Origin of the sequence: Methylobacterium sp. Leaf94 (genome assembly GCF_001426045.1) — a bacterium.
Lineage (GTDB): Bacteria > Pseudomonadota > Alphaproteobacteria > Rhizobiales > Beijerinckiaceae > Methylobacterium.
Window position 1 is genome coordinate 344,204 of the sequence record NZ_LMRM01000001.1, and the last position, 15,413, is coordinate 359,616.

Annotated in this window: 18 protein-coding genes; 16 read left to right on the plus strand and 2 right to left on the minus strand. The window is 70.9% G+C overall.

The window, feature by feature from the left end; translation table 11 throughout:
* Nucleotides 1-34: 34 nt before the first annotated feature.
* The 9 genes from ASG63_RS01605 to ASG63_RS01645 all read left to right on the plus strand — a co-directional run bounded on the left by ASG63_RS01605 (nucleotide 35) and on the right by ASG63_RS01645 (nucleotide 8,510).
* A complete protein-coding gene (locus tag ASG63_RS01605) occupies nucleotides 35-1,798 on the plus strand; it encodes an acyl-CoA dehydrogenase (protein WP_056211354.1) in 1,764 nt (587 codons plus the stop codon).
* 61 nt (nucleotides 1,799-1,859) lie between these two features.
* Entirely contained in the window at nucleotides 1,860-2,618 is a 759-nt protein-coding gene (locus ASG63_RS01610; RefSeq protein ID WP_056211355.1) for an enoyl-CoA hydratase-related protein, read from the plus strand.
* Nucleotides 2,615-3,475 carry an SDR family NAD(P)-dependent oxidoreductase gene (locus ASG63_RS01615; RefSeq protein WP_056211357.1) on the plus strand — a complete coding sequence of 287 codons (861 nt, stop codon included), beginning with the start codon at nucleotides 2,615-2,617 and terminating at the stop codon, nucleotides 3,473-3,475. Before ASG63_RS01610 ends, ASG63_RS01615 begins: the two co-directional genes overlap by 4 nt.
* 3 nt (nucleotides 3,476-3,478) lie before the next feature.
* Complete coding sequence (locus tag ASG63_RS01620) at nucleotides 3,479-4,339, plus strand: SDR family oxidoreductase (RefSeq protein WP_056211359.1); 861 nt, start codon at nucleotides 3,479-3,481, stop codon at nucleotides 4,337-4,339.
* 10 nt (nucleotides 4,340-4,349) lie between these two features.
* Nucleotides 4,350-5,354 carry a magnesium transporter CorA family protein gene (locus ASG63_RS01625; protein ID WP_056211361.1) on the plus strand — a complete coding sequence of 335 codons (1,005 nt, stop codon included), beginning with the start codon at nucleotides 4,350-4,352 and terminating at the stop codon, nucleotides 5,352-5,354.
* Nucleotides 5,355-5,447: 93 nt separating this feature from the next.
* A complete protein-coding gene (locus ASG63_RS01630) occupies nucleotides 5,448-7,136 on the plus strand; it encodes a methyl-accepting chemotaxis protein (protein WP_056211363.1) in 1,689 nt (562 codons plus the stop codon).
* An 86-nt stretch (nucleotides 7,137-7,222) separates the two neighbouring features.
* Nucleotides 7,223-7,987, plus strand: coding sequence for an SOS response-associated peptidase (locus ASG63_RS01635; protein ID WP_056211365.1), 765 nt, complete (start codon nucleotides 7,223-7,225; stop codon nucleotides 7,985-7,987).
* Between the two features lie 92 nt (nucleotides 7,988-8,079).
* Nucleotides 8,080-8,283: a hypothetical protein gene (locus ASG63_RS01640; protein WP_056211367.1), complete on the plus strand. Its 204-nt coding sequence runs from the start codon at nucleotides 8,080-8,082 to the stop codon at nucleotides 8,281-8,283.
* An 11-nt stretch (nucleotides 8,284-8,294) separates the two neighbouring features.
* Nucleotides 8,295-8,510, plus strand: a complete 216-nt coding sequence (locus tag ASG63_RS01645; RefSeq protein WP_056211370.1) for an alkylphosphonate utilization protein — start codon at nucleotides 8,295-8,297, stop codon at nucleotides 8,508-8,510.
* A 46-nt stretch (nucleotides 8,511-8,556) separates the two neighbouring features.
* Here the strand turns inward: ASG63_RS01645 and ASG63_RS01650 are convergent, their stop codons facing one another.
* Complete coding sequence (locus ASG63_RS01650) at nucleotides 8,557-8,811, minus strand: hypothetical protein (RefSeq protein WP_056211374.1); 255 nt, start codon at nucleotides 8,809-8,811, stop codon at nucleotides 8,557-8,559.
* Nucleotides 8,812-9,135: 324 nt separating this feature from the next.
* On the opposite strand from ASG63_RS01650, the gene ASG63_RS01655 reads away from it, so the two are divergent.
* The 7 genes from ASG63_RS01655 (at nucleotide 9,136) to trhA (ending at nucleotide 14,305) form a co-directional block, all read left to right on the plus strand.
* Entirely contained in the window at nucleotides 9,136-10,944 is a 1,809-nt protein-coding gene (locus tag ASG63_RS01655) for an adenine deaminase C-terminal domain-containing protein (protein WP_056211376.1), read from the plus strand.
* Nucleotides 10,945-11,154: 210 nt separating this feature from the next.
* A complete protein-coding gene (locus tag ASG63_RS01660; RefSeq protein WP_056211377.1) occupies nucleotides 11,155-11,340 on the plus strand; it encodes a hypothetical protein in 186 nt (61 codons plus the stop codon).
* On the plus strand, nucleotides 11,337-11,618 hold the full coding sequence (locus ASG63_RS26965; RefSeq protein ID WP_082487808.1) for a hypothetical protein: 282 nt from the start codon (nucleotides 11,337-11,339) through the stop codon (nucleotides 11,616-11,618). The genes ASG63_RS01660 and ASG63_RS26965 overlap by 4 nt, the downstream gene beginning before the upstream one ends.
* 79 nt (nucleotides 11,619-11,697) lie before the next feature.
* Nucleotides 11,698-11,847: a hypothetical protein gene (locus ASG63_RS24875; RefSeq protein WP_156394038.1), complete on the plus strand. Its 150-nt coding sequence runs from the start codon at nucleotides 11,698-11,700 to the stop codon at nucleotides 11,845-11,847.
* A 55-nt stretch (nucleotides 11,848-11,902) separates the two neighbouring features.
* Complete coding sequence (locus ASG63_RS01665) at nucleotides 11,903-13,030, plus strand: COX15/CtaA family protein (RefSeq protein ID WP_056211380.1); 1,128 nt, start codon at nucleotides 11,903-11,905, stop codon at nucleotides 13,028-13,030.
* Nucleotides 13,031-13,293: 263 nt separating this feature from the next.
* Nucleotides 13,294-13,518 carry a hypothetical protein gene (locus ASG63_RS01670; RefSeq protein ID WP_056211382.1) on the plus strand — a complete coding sequence of 75 codons (225 nt, stop codon included), beginning with the start codon at nucleotides 13,294-13,296 and terminating at the stop codon, nucleotides 13,516-13,518.
* Nucleotides 13,519-13,624: 106 nt separating this feature from the next.
* On the plus strand, nucleotides 13,625-14,305 hold the full coding sequence (trhA, locus tag ASG63_RS01675; protein WP_056211384.1) for a PAQR family membrane homeostasis protein TrhA: 681 nt from the start codon (nucleotides 13,625-13,627) through the stop codon (nucleotides 14,303-14,305).
* A gap of 76 nt (nucleotides 14,306-14,381) precedes the next feature.
* Here the strand turns inward: trhA and ASG63_RS01680 are convergent, their stop codons facing one another.
* A complete protein-coding gene (locus tag ASG63_RS01680) occupies nucleotides 14,382-15,251 on the minus strand; it encodes a glycoside hydrolase family 25 protein (protein ID WP_056211385.1) in 870 nt (289 codons plus the stop codon).
* Nucleotides 15,252-15,413: the final 162 nt, after the last annotated feature.

The following is a 15,413-nucleotide window of genomic DNA, read 5'->3' on the forward strand; positions in this document are numbered from 1 at the left end:
GCGTCGATTCAATCAAGGCGCGGGAGGAAGCAACATGACCTATCGCGCTCCGGTGGCCGACATGCTGTTCGCCCTGCGCCACGTGGCCGGGCTCGACGCTGCCCTGGCGGCCGGCCTGCACGGCGACCTCGCCGTCGACGACGCGGAAGCCGTCCTGGCCGAGGCCGGAAAGGTCGCCGAATCGGTGATCGCCCCCCTCAACCGGGTCGGCGACCGGCACGGCACGCCGCTCAAGGACGGCGCCATCACCACCCCGCCGGGCTGGCGCGAAGCCTACCGGACCTGGATCGCCGGCGGCTGGAACGGCCTCAGCGCCGACCCCGACCATGGCGGGCAAGGCCTGCCCCTCGTGCTCAACGCCGCCTGCAACGAGATGTGGAACGCAGCGAGCATCGCCTTCGGCCTCTGCCCGCTCCTCACGGCGGGCGGGATCGAAGCCCTGGCCCAGCACGGCTCGGACGACCTCAAGACGCGCTACCTCGCCAAGCTGATCTCGGGCGAATGGACCGCGACCATGAACCTGACGGAGCCGCAGGCCGGCTCGGACCTGGCCCTCCTGCGCAGCCGCGCCGAACCCCTTGGGGACGGTCGCTACGGCATCGTCGGCGCGAAGATCTACATTACCTACGGCGAGCACGACCTCACCGACAACATCGTCCACCTCGTGCTGGCCCGGCTCAAGGACGCGCCCGCCGGCACCCGCGGAATCTCGCTGTTCCTCGTGCCCAAGATCCTGCCGGACGGCAGCCGCAACGACCTGCGCTGCTCCGGCATCGAGCATAAGCTCGGCATTCACGGCTCGCCCACCTGCTCGATGGCTTTCGGCGACGACGGCGGCGCCGTCGGCTGGCTGATCGGCGAGGAGAATCGCGGGCTCGCCTGCATGTTCACGATGATGAACTCGGCCCGCCTCAACGTCGGCCTCCAGGGCGTCGGCATCGCCGAGCGGGCCTACCAGCAGGCGCTGGGCTATGCCCGCGACCGACGCCAGGGCAAGGCGCCCGGCGCCCCCGAGACCAGCCCCATCGTCGAGCACGCCGACGTGCAGCGCATGTTGCTGACCATGAAGGCCTTCACCCAGGCCGCGCGCGGCATCTGCTACCTCACCGCCGCCGCCCTCGACGCGGCCGAGGGCCCGGAAGGGCAGGAGGCGCATGACCGGGCCTCGCTGCTGACGCCGGTGGCCAAGGCCTTCTCCACCGACATCGCCAACGAGGTGACCTCGCTCGGTGTCCAGGTCCATGGCGGCATGGGCTTCGTCGAAGAGACCGGCGCCGCCCAGCACATGCGCGACGCCCGCATCCTCGGCATCTACGAGGGCACGAACGGCATCCAGGCCATCGACCTCGTCGCCCGCAAGTTGCCGCTCAACGGCGGGGCGACGGTGCGGGCGCAGATCGCGAGCCTGCGCCGGACCGCCGAGGGCTTCCTCACGGATCCCGATGCGGCCTTCGGCAGCCTCGGCGCCCGGCTGCGTGCCGGCATCGAGAGCCTCGACCGGGCGACGAGCTTCCAGCTCAAGGCCCTCGCGTCGAACCGGCCGGAGGCGGCGCTGGCGGGCGCGACGCCGTACCTGCGCCTGTTCGGCCTGGTCCAGGGGGGCGCCTGCCTCGGTCGCCAGGCGCTCGCCGCCCACGCGGCGCTCAAGGCGGGGGACACCGATCCCGCCCATGCGGGCCGGATCGCGCTGGCCCGGTTCTTCGCCGACAACCTGCTGACCGCCGTGGGCGGCCTGGAGGAGAGCGTCGTCGCGGGTGGGCGCTTCACCGAGGACGCCGCCCTCGCCCTGGCGAGCTGATCCGGCCCCGCCGAGCGTCGCACTCGCGCGGATCGAACACCATCCAGGAGGGCAGGGCACCATGAGCGAGCACATCGCGATCGCGGATACCGCCGACGGCGTCCGCCTCATCCGCATCGACCGGCCCGAGAAGAAGAATGCGCTGACCGGCGCCATGTACGACGCCCTGCGCGCCGCCCTGGTGGAGGCCGACGAACACGATGCGATCGGCGCCGTGGTGTTCGCCGGGGCGCCGGGCGCCTTCAGCGCGGGCAACGACCTCGCCGATTTCGTCGCGGGCGCGAGCAAGCCGTTCCGCGAGGCGCCGGCCCTGCAGTTCATCCGCCAGCTCGCCCGCACGCGCACGCCGATGATCGCGGCCGTGGACGGGATCGCGGTGGGGATCGGCACGACTCTGACCCTGCACTGCGACCTCGTCTATGCCAGCCCGGCGGCCCGCTTCCGCATGCCCTTCGTGGAACTCGGCCTCGTGCCGGAGGCGGCGTCGAGCTACCTGCTGCCGCGCCGGGTCGGGCTCCTGAAGGCCACGGAGATGCTGCTCCTGAGCCAGCCCTTCGACGCGGACGAAGCGCTGGGTCTCGGGCTCGTCAACGGGGTGATGCCGGCCGGGCTGCTGCTGGAGCATGCCCGTGCGCAGGGCGCGCGCCTCGCCGGGCTGCCGCGCGGGGCGGTGCAGGCGACGCGGGCGCTGATCCGGGGCGACCAGGCCGCCCTGGACGCCGCCCTGGAGGCCGAGGCCGTGGCCTTCGAGGAGCGCCTGCGGTCGCCCGAGGCCCAGGCCGCCTTCGCGCGCTTCCTCGGCCGGGCCAAGCCGGCGTGACCCCCGCACCGGACCTGATACGCGGAAAGATCTGCCTCGTCGCCGGCGCCTCGCGCGGGGTGGGACGCGGCTTGGCGCGGGGGCTCGGCGAGGCCGGCGCCACCGTCATCGTCACCGCCCGGTCCAGCGAGACCGGGCCACGCACGGAGGGGCGGCCCGAGACCATCGAGGATACCGCCCGCGCGGTCGATGCCGCCGGTGGCGAGGGCCATCACTACCTCTGCGACCACACCAGCGAGCGCGCCGTCGACACCCTGGTCCACTGGGCCCTGCGCCGGTTCGGGCGCATCGACGTGGCGGTCTCCAGCGTCTGGGGCGGCAACGAGGGCTATGACGGCGAGCGCTACGCCGATGGCGCCGCCTGGGGCACGCCGTTCTGGCGCCGCTCGGCCGAGCCGTTTTCGGACTTCTTCGGGAGCGGCCCCTATCCGGCCCTCCTCCTCGCCCGCGCCGTCGCCCCCGCGATGGTCTCGGCGAAATCCGGCCTCATCGCCTTCGTCTCGTTCGACACCGCGCCGGGCTATCTCGGCGACATCTTCTACGACCTGACCAAGGCGGCCACGAACCGGCTGGCCTTCGCCTGCGCCGAGGAACTGGCGCCGCATGGGGTCACGGCGCTCGGGCTGTCCCCCGGCTTCGTGCGCACCGAGCGCGCCGTCGACGTCGGCCATGCCGACCGGGCGACGGAGAGCCCGCTCTATGCCGGCCGGGCGCTGGCCGCCCTGGCGGCCGACCCAGCCGTGGCGGCGCGGGCCGGGCAGATCCTCCATGCGGGCGACCTCGCGGCCGAATACGGCTTCACCGATGCGGACGGCACGCAGCCGGCCCGGTTCCAGATCAACGCCGAGGAGAGCTGAGACATGAGCGATTCGCTGCAGGGCAAAACCCTGTTCATCACCGGGGCGTCCCGCGGCATCGGACTCGCCATCGCCCTGCGGGCGGCCCGCGACGGCGCCAACATCGCCATCGCGGCCAAGACCGACGCGCCGCATCCGAAGCTGGCGGGCACCATCCACACCGCCGCCGCCGCCATCGAGTCGGCGGGCGGCCGGGCGCTGCCGCTCCTGGTGGATGTCCGCGACGAGGACAGCGTCGCCTCCGCCATCGCCCGGACGGCCGAGACCTTCGGCGGCATCGACATCGTAGTGAACAACGCCAGCGCGATCGCGCTGACCCGGACGCCCGAGACCGAGATGAAGCGCTTCGACCTGATGCATGGCGTCAACACGCGCGGAACCTACATGGTCAGCAAGTACGCGATCCCGCACCTCGCCAAGGCGGAAAACCCGCACATCGTCATGCTGTCGCCGCCCCTCGACATGGCGGAGAAGTGGTTCGCGCCGCACCTCGCCTACTCGATCGCCAAGTACGGCATGTCGCTCTGCGTGCTCGGGCTCGCCGGCGAGCTCAAGCGCCAGGGCATCGCCGTGAACGCTCTCTGGCCGCGCACCACCATCGCCACGGCGGCGGTGCAGAATCTGCTGGGCGGAGAGGCGCTGATGCAGGCGAGCCGCACGCCCGAGATCCTGGCCGACGCCGCCCACGCGCTGTTCCGCCTGCCCGCCCGCGCGGTGACGGGCCGCTTCCTCATCGACGACAGCTTCCTGGCGGAGCAGGGTGTCACGGACTTTTCAAAATACCGGGTCACACCCGGCATTCCTCTTGCGCCGGACTTCTTCGTGCCGGATGCGAGCACACCGCCTCCCGGGGCCTTCGCCTGAGACATCCCGCGTGATCTTCATCCACCAGCCGGTCGCCGGCGCCGGGCAGACCCTGCTCGAGCGCCGTTCCCTCGAATTGCAGGAGCCGATCCCCGACGACACCGTCTGGCTCGACATGGTGCGGCCGAGCCGGGAGGAGGACCTCAAGGTCGAGGTCTTCATGGGCATCTCGGTGCCGACCCGCGAGGAAATGAAGGACATCGAGCCCTCCGAACTCCTCTACGTCGAGGACGGGGCGCGCTACATGACCGGCCGGGTGCTGAGCAAGGTCAGCGAATCCGAGGAGCCGGGGCTGGCCGGCATCACCTTCATTCTGCGCGGCAGCCGCCTCGTCACGGTGCGCTACGAGGAGCCGCAGGCCTTCCGGATGTACACCCAGCGGGCCGGCCGCTCGACGGGCAACGGCCCCTCGGCCGTGCCCTCGGGCGAGACCATCCTGGCCGGGCTGATCGAGACGGTGATCGACCGGGCGGCCGACGTGCTCCAGCTCCAGGGGGAGCGCATCGACCGCCTCTCGGGCAAGATCTTCGAGGAGAAGGAGGACCCGAGCGCCCGCAACACCGCCCTGCAGGACACCCTCCGGGCGCTCGGGCGCCACGGCGACCTGATCTCGAAGCAGCGCGAGAGCCTCGTCTCGATGGAGCGCATCCTGCTCTCGCTCTCGGCGACCTACCGCACCGCCAAGGCGCCGCGCGAGTTGCGCGAGGACGTGCGCTCCACCCTGCGCGATCTGCAGTCCCTGGAGGAGCACGCCACCTTCCTGTCCTCCAAGATCCAGTTCCTCCTCGACGCCACGCTCGGCCTGGTGAACCTGGAGCAGAACAACATCATCAAGCTGTTCTCGGTCATGGCGGTCGTGTTCATGCCGCCGACCCTGATCGCCTCGATCTACGGCATGAACTTCAAGGCGATGCCCGAATTGGATTGGGGATTCGGATACCCGATGGCGGTCGTGATGATGGTCGTGGCGGCTGTCCTTCCATACGTGTTCTTCCGCTGGAAACGCTGGTTGTAGCGAGTATCCGATGCATCCTGTTAAGGATGCCGATGCAATGTAACCGCGCTTGGCATGATCCGGAGGGCGGATGCATGCTCTTGGAGCAGTTCCATGACCTTCAAGACCCTGACCATCCGCACTCGGTTGGTTGCCAGCTTCGCGATCATCACATTCTTCATCGTCGCAATTGGCTGGCTTGGAATGTCCGGTGTCGGACGGATCAACGCACTACTCACCGCCGTCCAGACCAATTGGCTTCCGAGCGTGCAGGTGAGCGGTCGGATCGACGTCGCCCTGGCCCGCTACACCACGAGCCTGCTGCGCGTGACGCAGACCACGGATGCCGGCGACCAGGCCAAGATCGAGGCCGACATGACCAAGCGCCGGGAACAGGTCGGTGCCCTGTCCAAGAGCTATGAGCGCCTGATCAGTTCGGATGCGGAGCGCGGGCATTTCCAGGCCTTCAGGCGGGAGGTCACCACCTTCTTCGGCGTGGCCGACCGGATCGTCGCCGCCGCCCGCACCGCCCCGAAGGGCGAGGCTTACGCCCTCTACCTCTCCGACGGCGTCGAGCCGCGGCGGCGCGCCTCCACCGCCCTGGAGAAGCTCATCGAGATCAACGACGCCGGCGCCGCGCAGGCCGAGGCGGAGGGCGTCGCCCTCGCGTCCCAGACGACGTCGATCGCGCTGGCGGCCCTCGGCGTGGCCGTCGTGCTCGCGGTCCTGCTCGCGACCCTGATCATCCGCAGCGTCACGCGGGGCATCGACTCGGTGGTGCAGCCGATGACGGCGCTCACCGCCGGGAACCTCGCCGTGACGGTCCCGCACCAGGGCACCGGCACCGAGATCGGCCGCATCGCCGACGCCGTCCAGGTCTTCAAGGAAAGTCTGATCCGCATGAAGGCCCTCGAGGCGGACATGGCCTCGGCCCGGGCCGGGGCCGAGGCCCAGCGCCGCCGGGCGATGCAGGAGATGGCCGACGGCTTCGAGCGTGCCGTGGGCGGCATCGTGGACTCCGTGGGCAGGGCCGCGGGCGAGTTGCAGGCGACCGCCCAGGCCATGAGCGGCACCGCGAGCGAGACCGCCGGGCGTTCCCTGTCGGTGGCCGCCGCCGCCGAGGAGGCGGCCTCGAACGTCGAGACGGTGGCGGCGGCGGCCGAGGAGCTCGGCTCCTCCGTGCAGGAGATCGGCCGCCAGGTGCAGGGCTCGGCCGAGCTCGCCGGCGCCGCCGTGCGCGAGGCCGGCACGACCGCCGCCCTGGTGCAGGAACTCAGCGGCGCGACGGCGCGGATCGGCGACGTGGTCAAGCTGATCTCCGACATCGCCGGTCAGACCAACCTCCTCGCGCTGAACGCCACGATCGAGGCGGCCCGGGCCGGCGAAGCGGGGCGCGGCTTCGCCGTGGTGGCAACGGAGGTGAAGGAACTGGCCGGGCAGACGGCACGGGCCACCGACGAGATCAGCACGCAGATCGCGCGGATCCAGGGCGCCACGGCCGAGAGCGTGCACGCCATCGACGCCATCCGCGGCCGGATCGACGAGATCAGCGCGGTGGCGACCACCATCGCGGCGGCCGTCGAGGAGCAGGGCGCGGCGACCCAGGAGATCGTGCGCAACGTCGCGCAGGCCTCCACCGGCACGGGCGAGGTCACGGCCAACATCGCCGGCGTGGCGGGAGCGGCCGAGGAAACCGGCGCCGCGGCAAGCCAGGTCCTGGCGTCCGCCTCGGCCCTCGCGCGCCAGTCCGATCATCTCGGCCAGGAGGTCGGCCGCTTCCTCGCCGGCGTCCGCGCCGCCTGAGACCGGCGACGCGCCCCCGGGGGATCCATCGCCCCGGGGGGCCTGAGCCCCTTGCCCATCGGGTCGAATTTGCGGATCGTCCGCGGATGTGTGGACGCTTCTTCATCGCCCAGGCTCCGGACATCTTCCGGGCCTTCTACGGCTATCCCGAGCTGCCGAACTTCCCGCCCCGGTACAACGTGGCGCCGACCCAGCCGGTGCCGGTGGTGCTGTCCGAGGGCGGGCGGCGCCGGTTCCGGCTGGTGCGCTGGGGTTTGTGGCCGAGCTGGGTCAAGGACCCGAAGGACTTCCCCCTCGTCATCAACGCCCGGTCCGAGACCCTGCGGGAGAAGCCGACCTTCCGCGGCGCCCTGCGCCACCGCCGCTGCGTCTTCCTGGCCGACGGGTTCTACGAGTGGCGCCGGGAGGGGACGGGCAAGGCCGCGACGAAGACCCCCTACATGATCCGCCGCGCCGACCGGGCACCGATGGCGCTCGCGGGCCTTTGGGAAAACTGGCTTGGGGCCGACGGCTCGGAGGTCGACACGGCGGCCGTCGTCACCACGGACGCGAACGGCACGATGGCGGCGGTGCACGACCGCATGCCGGCGATCCTCGCGCCGGACCAGATCGATTCCTGGCTCGACACCCGCGACACGGAGCCGGATGCCGCGGTGAAGCTGTGCCGCCCCTGTCCCGACGACTGGCTCACGCTGGACCCCGTCAGCGCCCGGGTGAACGACGCCCGCATCGATGCGCCGGACCTCATCGAGCCCCTGGCCCGGCCGCAGAGGGGCGAAGCCGGGCGGTCTGCCCCGCCCGCCGCGCAGCCGCGCTCCAGCGACGAGGATGCGCAGGGTGCCCTGTTCTGAAGGGGGACCCTCGGGACGACGCCGTCCTTGCGTTCGGCCCCCAAAGGTCGCATCGCTCCCGCGGCCCGGCCGGGCGTTCAGGGGAGCACAGCATGACGGCGGAAGAGATCGACCAGATGAACCGGGCGCGGGACAGCCTGGCCCGTCAGCGCGCTGCGCTCGCCCGGCGGATCGGCAGCAGCGAGGTCGCGGCGCCCTCGGCAGCCGAGGACCTCACCCGCATCCTCCTCGCCATCGAGGCCGTGGACCGGGCGCTCGTGGATGCCGGCCGACCCTACCTGCGTCCCGAGAGCTGAGGGCGCGGGCGATGGACGAGACCCGGGATGCAAACGGCACCAAGCTCGCCGACGGCGACGCGGTGACGCTGATCAAGGACCTGAAGGTGAAGGGAACTTCGGCCACCCTGAAGCGCGGTACGCTGATCAAGAACATCCGCCTGACCGACGATCCGTCCGAGATCGAGGGCAATGCCGAGAAGGTGAAGGGCCTCGTGCTGAGGGCCGAATTCCTCAAGAAGGCCTGAGGCGGGGCCTCGCCGGCCTCGCGCCGCAGGCCGGCCTGGCGAGCGCCTACTCGTCGGACGCCGTGGAGACGCGGGCGGGCGAGCGGGTCAGGCTGCGGATCGCCCGCAGGGGACGACCAGATTTCTCGGAAATGGCGCGGTCCTGGTCCTCAATGAGCTGGCGGGCCGGCTCGTCGCCGTCGAGGCCGCCGAGGATCTCCATGGGGACGCGCCGGTTGGATGCGCGGGACTCATCGTCATAGACGACGTCAAACAGGACGGAGCCGCGCTCCTGCGGTTTCGACTTGGTACGCTTGGCCATGACGGGACGGTGCTCGAACTGCAGGGGTGGGGAAGAGACGCCGACGGCCACGGATGGGCGGGGCGGGTGCGCGTACATCCGGCGTCACCCAGGCCCGGCCTCGTGGCCGTCTCCGATCGAGCGACGCGGGGTCGCGATCGGCATCTGTCTTAAATGGTCTCGCCGCTCCCGCTTGGCAACCCGTTTCGCCGGGTCGCACCGCCTGTCCGCCGGGCCCGGTGTCTGGCACGATGCATGCGCCGCGGAACGGCCGGGCCGACGTGGCGGCCCCGGCGCACGCCAAATCCGACGGACACGTCGAGTGCCACGGAGCCGAGAGACCGCATGACCGACACGCGACCGCTGACGCGCTTCTCCGTCGAACCGTTGAGCCGGATGACGCGACACCTCTCGGCCGTGGCCTCCGGCCGCGCGGAGCCCGACCGCGTCCTCACCGGCGCCCGCCTGCTCTCGACCTACTCGGAGCGCATCCTGCCGCATCGCGAGGTCTGGATCGCCGGCGGGCGGATCGCGGCGGTGAAGCCGGCGGGAACCTACCGGGGCAATGCGCCCCGGCGCGACCTCGGCGGCGGGCTCCTCGCGCCGGGCCTCGTCGACCCGCACCTGCACATCGAGAGCAGCATGGTCACGGCCTGTGCCTATGCCGAGGCCGCGCTCCTCAACGGCACCACCACGATCGTCTGCGACAGCCACGAGATCGGCAACGTCCTCGACGCCGACGGCATCGCCTGGATGCTGGAGGATGCCCGCGCGGCGCCCCTGAACATCTACCTCACGGTGCCCAGCACGGTGCCGGCGACCTCGCCCGAACTGGAGACCGCGGGCGGCGACCTCGATGCCGCCAAGATCGCGGCCCTGTTCGATGCCTGGCCGGAGGCGATCGGCCTCGGCGAGAAGATGGATTTCGTGGCGGTCTGCGAGGGCGATCCCCGCGCCCATGCCATCATCCAGGCTGCCCTGGAGCGCGGTCGCCCGGTCTCGGGCCACATCTATGGACGCGACTTCGTGGCGGCCTACGCCGCCAGCGGCGTCACCGACACGCACGAGGCGATCGACCGCGACATCGCCGACGACCTCCTGGAGGCCGGAATCTGGATCTACCTGCGCGGCGGCCCGCCGACCACGCCCTGGCACAGCCTGCCGAAAGCCATCGGCACCATCCTGGATTACGGCGCCGCGGCCAAGCGGATCTGCGTCTGCACCGACGACCGCGACGCGCAGGATCTCCTCGCCTTCGGCCTCGACTGGGTCGTGCGCGAGGCGGTGCGCATGGGCGTCCCGAAGGTCCAGGCCTGGTCGATGGGCTCGCTGCACCCCGCCGCCCGCTACGGCCTCGATGGGGAGATCGGCGGCTTCGGCGGCGGGCGCCGGGCCGACCTCGTGCTCCTCGACGACGACCTCGTGCCCCAGTCCACCTGGTACGGCGGGGAACTCGTGGTCGACGACCGCCGGATCACGCCGTTGCTCGACGCCGCGCTGTCGCGGCCCTACCGCTACCCCGCGCCGGCCTACGCCACCATGCACCTGCCCGACCCGCTGTCGGCCCTGACCCCGGACCTGCCGACAGGCCCGTGCCGGGTCAACGCGATCCGCACCACGCTGCCGGGCATCGAGCTCACCCACGAGATCGTCGACCTCGTGCCCGGACCGGACTGGCCCTCGACCCTCGGGGCCAACGATCTCTGCTTCGTCACCGTGATCGAGCGCCACGGCCGGGCCGGCAACGTCGCCCACGGCTTGCTGCGGGCCTTCGGGCTGAAGCGGGGCGCGGTGGCGAGCAGCGTCGGCCACGATTCGCACAACGTCATCGTCGCCGGCCTGAACGAGGGCGACATGCGCGTCGCCCTCGATGCCCTCGGCGCGATCCAGGGCGGCGTCTGCGTGGTGGAGGACGGGGCCGTGGTCGCCCTGGTGCCGCTGCCGGTGGCGGGGCTCCTGTCGGACAAGCGCGTCACCGCCGTGGCCGAGGAAGTCCGGATCCTGAAGGAGGCCTGGGACCGGGCCGGCTGCACCATTCCGTATATGGGCTTCAACCTCATCCCGCTCTCGGTGATCCCGGAGATCCGCATCACCGACAAGGGTCTCGTCCTGGTGCCGGGGATGCGGATCGTGCCCCTGTTCCAGGCGGCCTGACGTTTTCCCGCTTCACGCGCGGGAACCAGGGCGGGGTCTCCCCGTTGTCAGGCAGGTCTCAACAGCCTCTCGATCCTCCCAAGCTTACACAGCCTGCATGCCGTGATCGGCGCGCGGGCTGTTTCTTTGTCCCGGGCTTACCCGGACTTGGGATCGCCCGACGATCGGGTGGACGGAAGGGGCGCCAGACCGGTCCTGGGAGTTGCCCCGATGCGTAGTCTTCTCACCCTCATCCTCGTCGGCGCCGTCGCCTTCGTCCTCGTCGGCATGTACGTAGCCCCCGGCCAGCCGGAATTGCGGGCCTGGTACCTGCGCAATGCCTGCGAGCATCTCGACAAGGTGTCGCCGCAGATCTGCGCCCCGGCCCGCAAGGCCGAGAGCGGGGTGCCGACCTGAACGCGATCGACTGGTTCTTTCGCGACCGGAAGACCGGTGCGATCACCATCGGACAATGGCCGAACGCGCCGCTGCTGATCTTCATCGGCTGCGCGCTGGTCGGCTGGCTCGACGGGCCCGGCGGCCGAATCGGTCCCTACCTGCGTATTCTCGGCGCGGCGGCCCTGGCATGGTGGGCCGTCGACGAGGTCGTACGGGGCGTGAATCCGTGGCGGCGGTGTCTCGGTGCCGGTGTCCTGGCCTTCCTGGCCTGGAAGTTGGCGCGGGCGGCCCTCTGAGGGTACCCTTTCGTCTTGCCGAACCCCGTGCGTCGCCTATTCTCGCTGTCGCGCGTGGCGCGCCGGAGGATTCGCAGGCATGACGTTCTTCATCGGGATCGCGGGGCCCTGGATCGTCATCGCCGTGCTCGAGATGCTGTCGCTCAGCCGCCAGCGCGAGCTGGATGACGAGGGCCTAGCCCCCGGTGCGTCGTCGCTGAGCGTTGCCCACAGCGCCTACCTCGCTTAACCCGCACCCATCCGAGGCGCGCCGTCCGGCGCCCGGGCGGGATGCGAGGAGCGACGTGGTGCGAGCAGGCGAACAGGCGACCGGCGTGATCCCCGGCCTACGGGGCGTGCGGATCTGGCTCTACGTTCTGGCCGCCCTCGTCGTCGGCATGGTCGCCGTCGGCGGCGCCACCCGCCTGACCGGTTCCGGGCTCTCCATCACCGAGTGGCGCCCCGTCACCGGGGCGATTCCGCCCGTCTCGGCCGAGGCCTGGGCGGCGGAGTTCGACAAGTACCGCGACACGCCCCAGTACCGCATCCTGAACCAGGGCATGGGGCTTTCGGACTTCAAGGTCCTGTATGCCTGGGAATGGGGCCACCGCCTCCTCGGCCGCATCGTCGGCCTCGTCTTCTTCCTGCCGCTGCTCTGGTTCTGGTGGCGCGGCGCCCTGACCCGGCGCCTCGGCCTCGGCCTCCTCGGCCTCGGGCTCCTGGGCGGGCTCCAGGGCGCGATCGGCTGGATCATGGTCGCCTCCGGCCTGCAGCCGGGGATGACCGCCGTGGCGCCCCTGAAGCTCGCCCTGCACCTCACCACCGCCAGCCTGATCCTGGCCGGTCTGGTCTGGCTCGCCGCCGGATTGCGGGCGCCGGACGCCGCCGTCGAGGTCGATCCGCCCCGCCTGCGCCGGACGGCCCTGGCCATCATGACCCTCGTCGTCGTGCAGATCTTCCTCGGCGGCCTCGTGGCGGGCTCGAAGGCCGGTCTCCTCTACAACACATGGCCGACCATGGACGGACACCTCATCCCGCCGGTCGCGGAGCTCTTCGCCGGGACGCCCTGGATCGAGAATTTCGTCGACAACCTTGCCCTGGTGCAGCTGAACCATCGCCTGACCGCCTACCTGCTGCTGGCGGTGGCCCTCGTTCATGCGTTCGACGCCCGCCGGGCGCGCCCGGGCTCGGGCATGGGCCGCCGGGCAACCGGCATCGCCGCCCTCGTCCTCACCCAGGCCGTCCTCGGCATCACCACCCTGCTGCTGGCCGTGCCGCTCTGGGCCGCGCTCGCCCATCAGGTCTTCGCCATGGCGGTGCTGACGATGGCGACGGTCCATGCCCGGCGAGCGGCCCGATCCCACGTTCCGGCGCCCCTCGGACGCCCGTCGACCCCCTTCGGCTACGAAACGCTCACCGGCAGGACGGCGTGATCGGCAGGGCAGCGTGATCGGCAGGGCAGCGTGATCGGCAGGGCAGCGTGATCGACAGAGCTCATTGAGCGACACGGTTGCTGGATCGACGCGATCGCGTGACGGATGCGGCCGAGGCCCGGCATGTGCGGATCGCCACATCGCGACCGCACTGCAACGAACCACTCTGGCCCCCGCACGTTCGACCCTCGTCGGAACGCGGCCGGAGCCCTCGGGCTTACCCCTCGTCCGACGCCCCTGAACCGCGAGAGGACGATCCCTGCATGCAGGATACCGAGACCCGGCGCACGCCCGCATCCGAGCCGACCCCCTCCGAGACCCGGACGACCTCCGAGCCCCGGACAGCCGCCTCCGCCGGTCAGACCCCATCCCCGGCGAAGCGCCGTCACGGCAAGCAGGCCTGGTTGGCCCTGGGCCTGACGGGATTGCTCGGCGCTGTCTGGGCCGTCGCCATCGCGAACCGTTATCCCAACATCCTTCCGGGCTAGTCCTCGCCCGAAGAGATTCCTGTTGATCGCTCCAACTCGGTAGTTGTCGCGGGGAACGCGGCAACAGGTTCAAGCGTAGCCTCAACGGATATACCGGAGGTCGGCGATGCTTTTAGCGGACGACGGACGCCCAACGGGAGTGACCTGGAACTATACCCGGAAAGAAATCCTGGCGGATGGCGCCGTCCACGTCGTGGGCGTCGCCCTCGGCGTCGCGGGTGCCATCGCCATCGTGGTGATCGCCGCCCTCTCGCCGCTCTCGCTCCTCGAGCGTGCCGGGGTCACGATCTACGCGGCCGGCCTCGTCTCGATGCTCGGCGTCTCGGCCACCTACAACATGTGGCCGGTGTCCCGCCGGAAATGGCTGCTGCGGCGCGCCGACCACGCCCTGATCTACCTGATGATCGCCGGCACCTACACGCCCCTGGTCGCCCTGGTGGGCGACGGATTGCCGGCGTGGAGCCTTCTCGGCACGGTCTGGCTGGTGGCGGCGATCGGCATCGCCCTGAAGCTGCTCCTGCCCGGGCGCTACGACCGGGTTTCGATCGGGCTCTACCTCACCCTCGGGTGGAGCGGGGTCGTCGCCTACGACGCGGTGATCGGCCGACTCGGCAGCGATGCCCTCTGGATGCTCGCGCTGGGCGGCGTCCTCTACTCCCTCGGGGTCGTCTTCCACGTCTGGCGCAGCCTGCCGTACCAGAACGCGATCTGGCACGCCTTCGTCCTCGCCGCGACGGCCTGCCATTACGGGACCGTGATGGCGACCGTGATGGGCGCCGGCGCCTGAGGGGCGACCGGGCCCGACGCCGGGACGCCGTGCTCGGAGTCGGTCAGAGGTTCGAGGCCGGGAACGACCCCTGGCGCTACTTGCCCGTGCAGAGTCCGCGATCGGCAAGGTTGCGGTGCTCGCGCGGATCGCAATCCGTCGACAGGAACGAGGCCCACTCGGCGGGGGTGCCGTAGAACGCGTTGCGGTCGACGTCGCCGCGCACGCCCGGCACCCGCCCGGTCGAGGTGAACTGCCACAGCATCCACTTGCGCTTGACGTAGCGCTGCTCCGGCTCGGCGGCCGTGGAGCGGACCCAGTGCGGGTAGTCCGGCAGCTCGTCCTCGAGCACGTCCTTGTGGAAGGTGATGTCGGTGTAGATGATCGGCCGCTTGCCGGTGTAGCGCTCCATCTCGTCGAGCATGTAGCGGATCATCGACAGGGCCTGGGCCTTGGGCAGCTTCTTCGGGCAGAGCTGCGAATGGCCGTTCCACTCCACGTCGAGGACGGGGGGGAGGGCGGTCGGGTCGTTGGGGACGTTCTTCTTGAACCAGGCCATCTGGTCCTGGGCCGAGCGGCACCAGAAGACGAAATGGTAGGCGCCCCGCGGCACGCCGGCCTGCGCGGCCCCGTCCCAGTTCGTCCGGAAGCGCTCGTCCACGTGGTCGCCGCCCTCCGTCGCCTTGATGAAGGCGAACTGGGTGCCGGCCGCACGCACCGACATCCAGTCGACGGGACCCTGCCACTTCGAGATGTCGATGCCCTGGACCGGGTGCTGCTTGGCCCGCGCGACGCCGGGATGAGGCTTGGCATCGCCCTTGGTCGGATAGAAATCCGTGGTCCCCGAGCAGGCCGCGAGGGCGGACAGCACGGCGACCGCCGCGCCGCGCCGCAATCCGGCGCGCAAGGCGGTCAGCGGCGCACGCTGGTTCTGACGTGCCGGGGCAGTCCCGTTCCACAGCCGCATCGTTGCCCGACCCACCAGCTTCTACGCGCTACCAATGGCTAAGGGATGACCCGGGCGCGGTTAACAGACCTTTGACGGCAATGCGGCGGATTTCCGGAAGCCGTGTCGGGCAAGCCACATAGGCGGTCGGCATCCACCCTGGCCCCCACGGGCACCACCCCC

Coding starts and splice junctions, on each gene's coding strand:
- ASG63_RS01605 (WP_056211354.1), top strand. CDS start 35: ATGACCTATCGCGCTCCGGTGGCCGACATGCTGTTCGCCCTGCGCCAC.
- ASG63_RS01610 (WP_056211355.1), top strand. CDS start 1,860: ATGAGCGAGCACATCGCGATCGCGGATACCGCCGACGGCGTCCGCCTC.
- ASG63_RS01620 (WP_056211359.1), top strand. CDS start 3,479: ATGAGCGATTCGCTGCAGGGCAAAACCCTGTTCATCACCGGGGCGTCC.
- ASG63_RS01630 (WP_056211363.1), top strand. CDS start 5,448: ATGACCTTCAAGACCCTGACCATCCGCACTCGGTTGGTTGCCAGCTTC.
- ASG63_RS01635 (WP_056211365.1), top strand. CDS start 7,223: ATGTGTGGACGCTTCTTCATCGCCCAGGCTCCGGACATCTTCCGGGCC.
- ASG63_RS01640 (WP_056211367.1), top strand. CDS start 8,080: ATGACGGCGGAAGAGATCGACCAGATGAACCGGGCGCGGGACAGCCTG.
- ASG63_RS01645 (WP_056211370.1), top strand. CDS start 8,295: ATGGACGAGACCCGGGATGCAAACGGCACCAAGCTCGCCGACGGCGAC.
- ASG63_RS01650 (WP_056211374.1), bottom strand. CDS start 8,811: ATGGCCAAGCGTACCAAGTCGAAACCGCAGGAGCGCGGCTCCGTCCTG.
- ASG63_RS01655 (WP_056211376.1), top strand. CDS start 9,136: ATGACCGACACGCGACCGCTGACGCGCTTCTCCGTCGAACCGTTGAGC.
- ASG63_RS01660 (WP_056211377.1), top strand. CDS start 11,155: ATGCGTAGTCTTCTCACCCTCATCCTCGTCGGCGCCGTCGCCTTCGTC.
- ASG63_RS24875 (WP_156394038.1), top strand. CDS start 11,698: ATGACGTTCTTCATCGGGATCGCGGGGCCCTGGATCGTCATCGCCGTG.
- ASG63_RS01670 (WP_056211382.1), top strand. CDS start 13,294: ATGCAGGATACCGAGACCCGGCGCACGCCCGCATCCGAGCCGACCCCC.
- trhA (WP_056211384.1), top strand. CDS start 13,625: ATGCTTTTAGCGGACGACGGACGCCCAACGGGAGTGACCTGGAACTAT.
- ASG63_RS01680 (WP_056211385.1), bottom strand. CDS start 15,251: ATGCGGCTGTGGAACGGGACTGCCCCGGCACGTCAGAACCAGCGTGCG.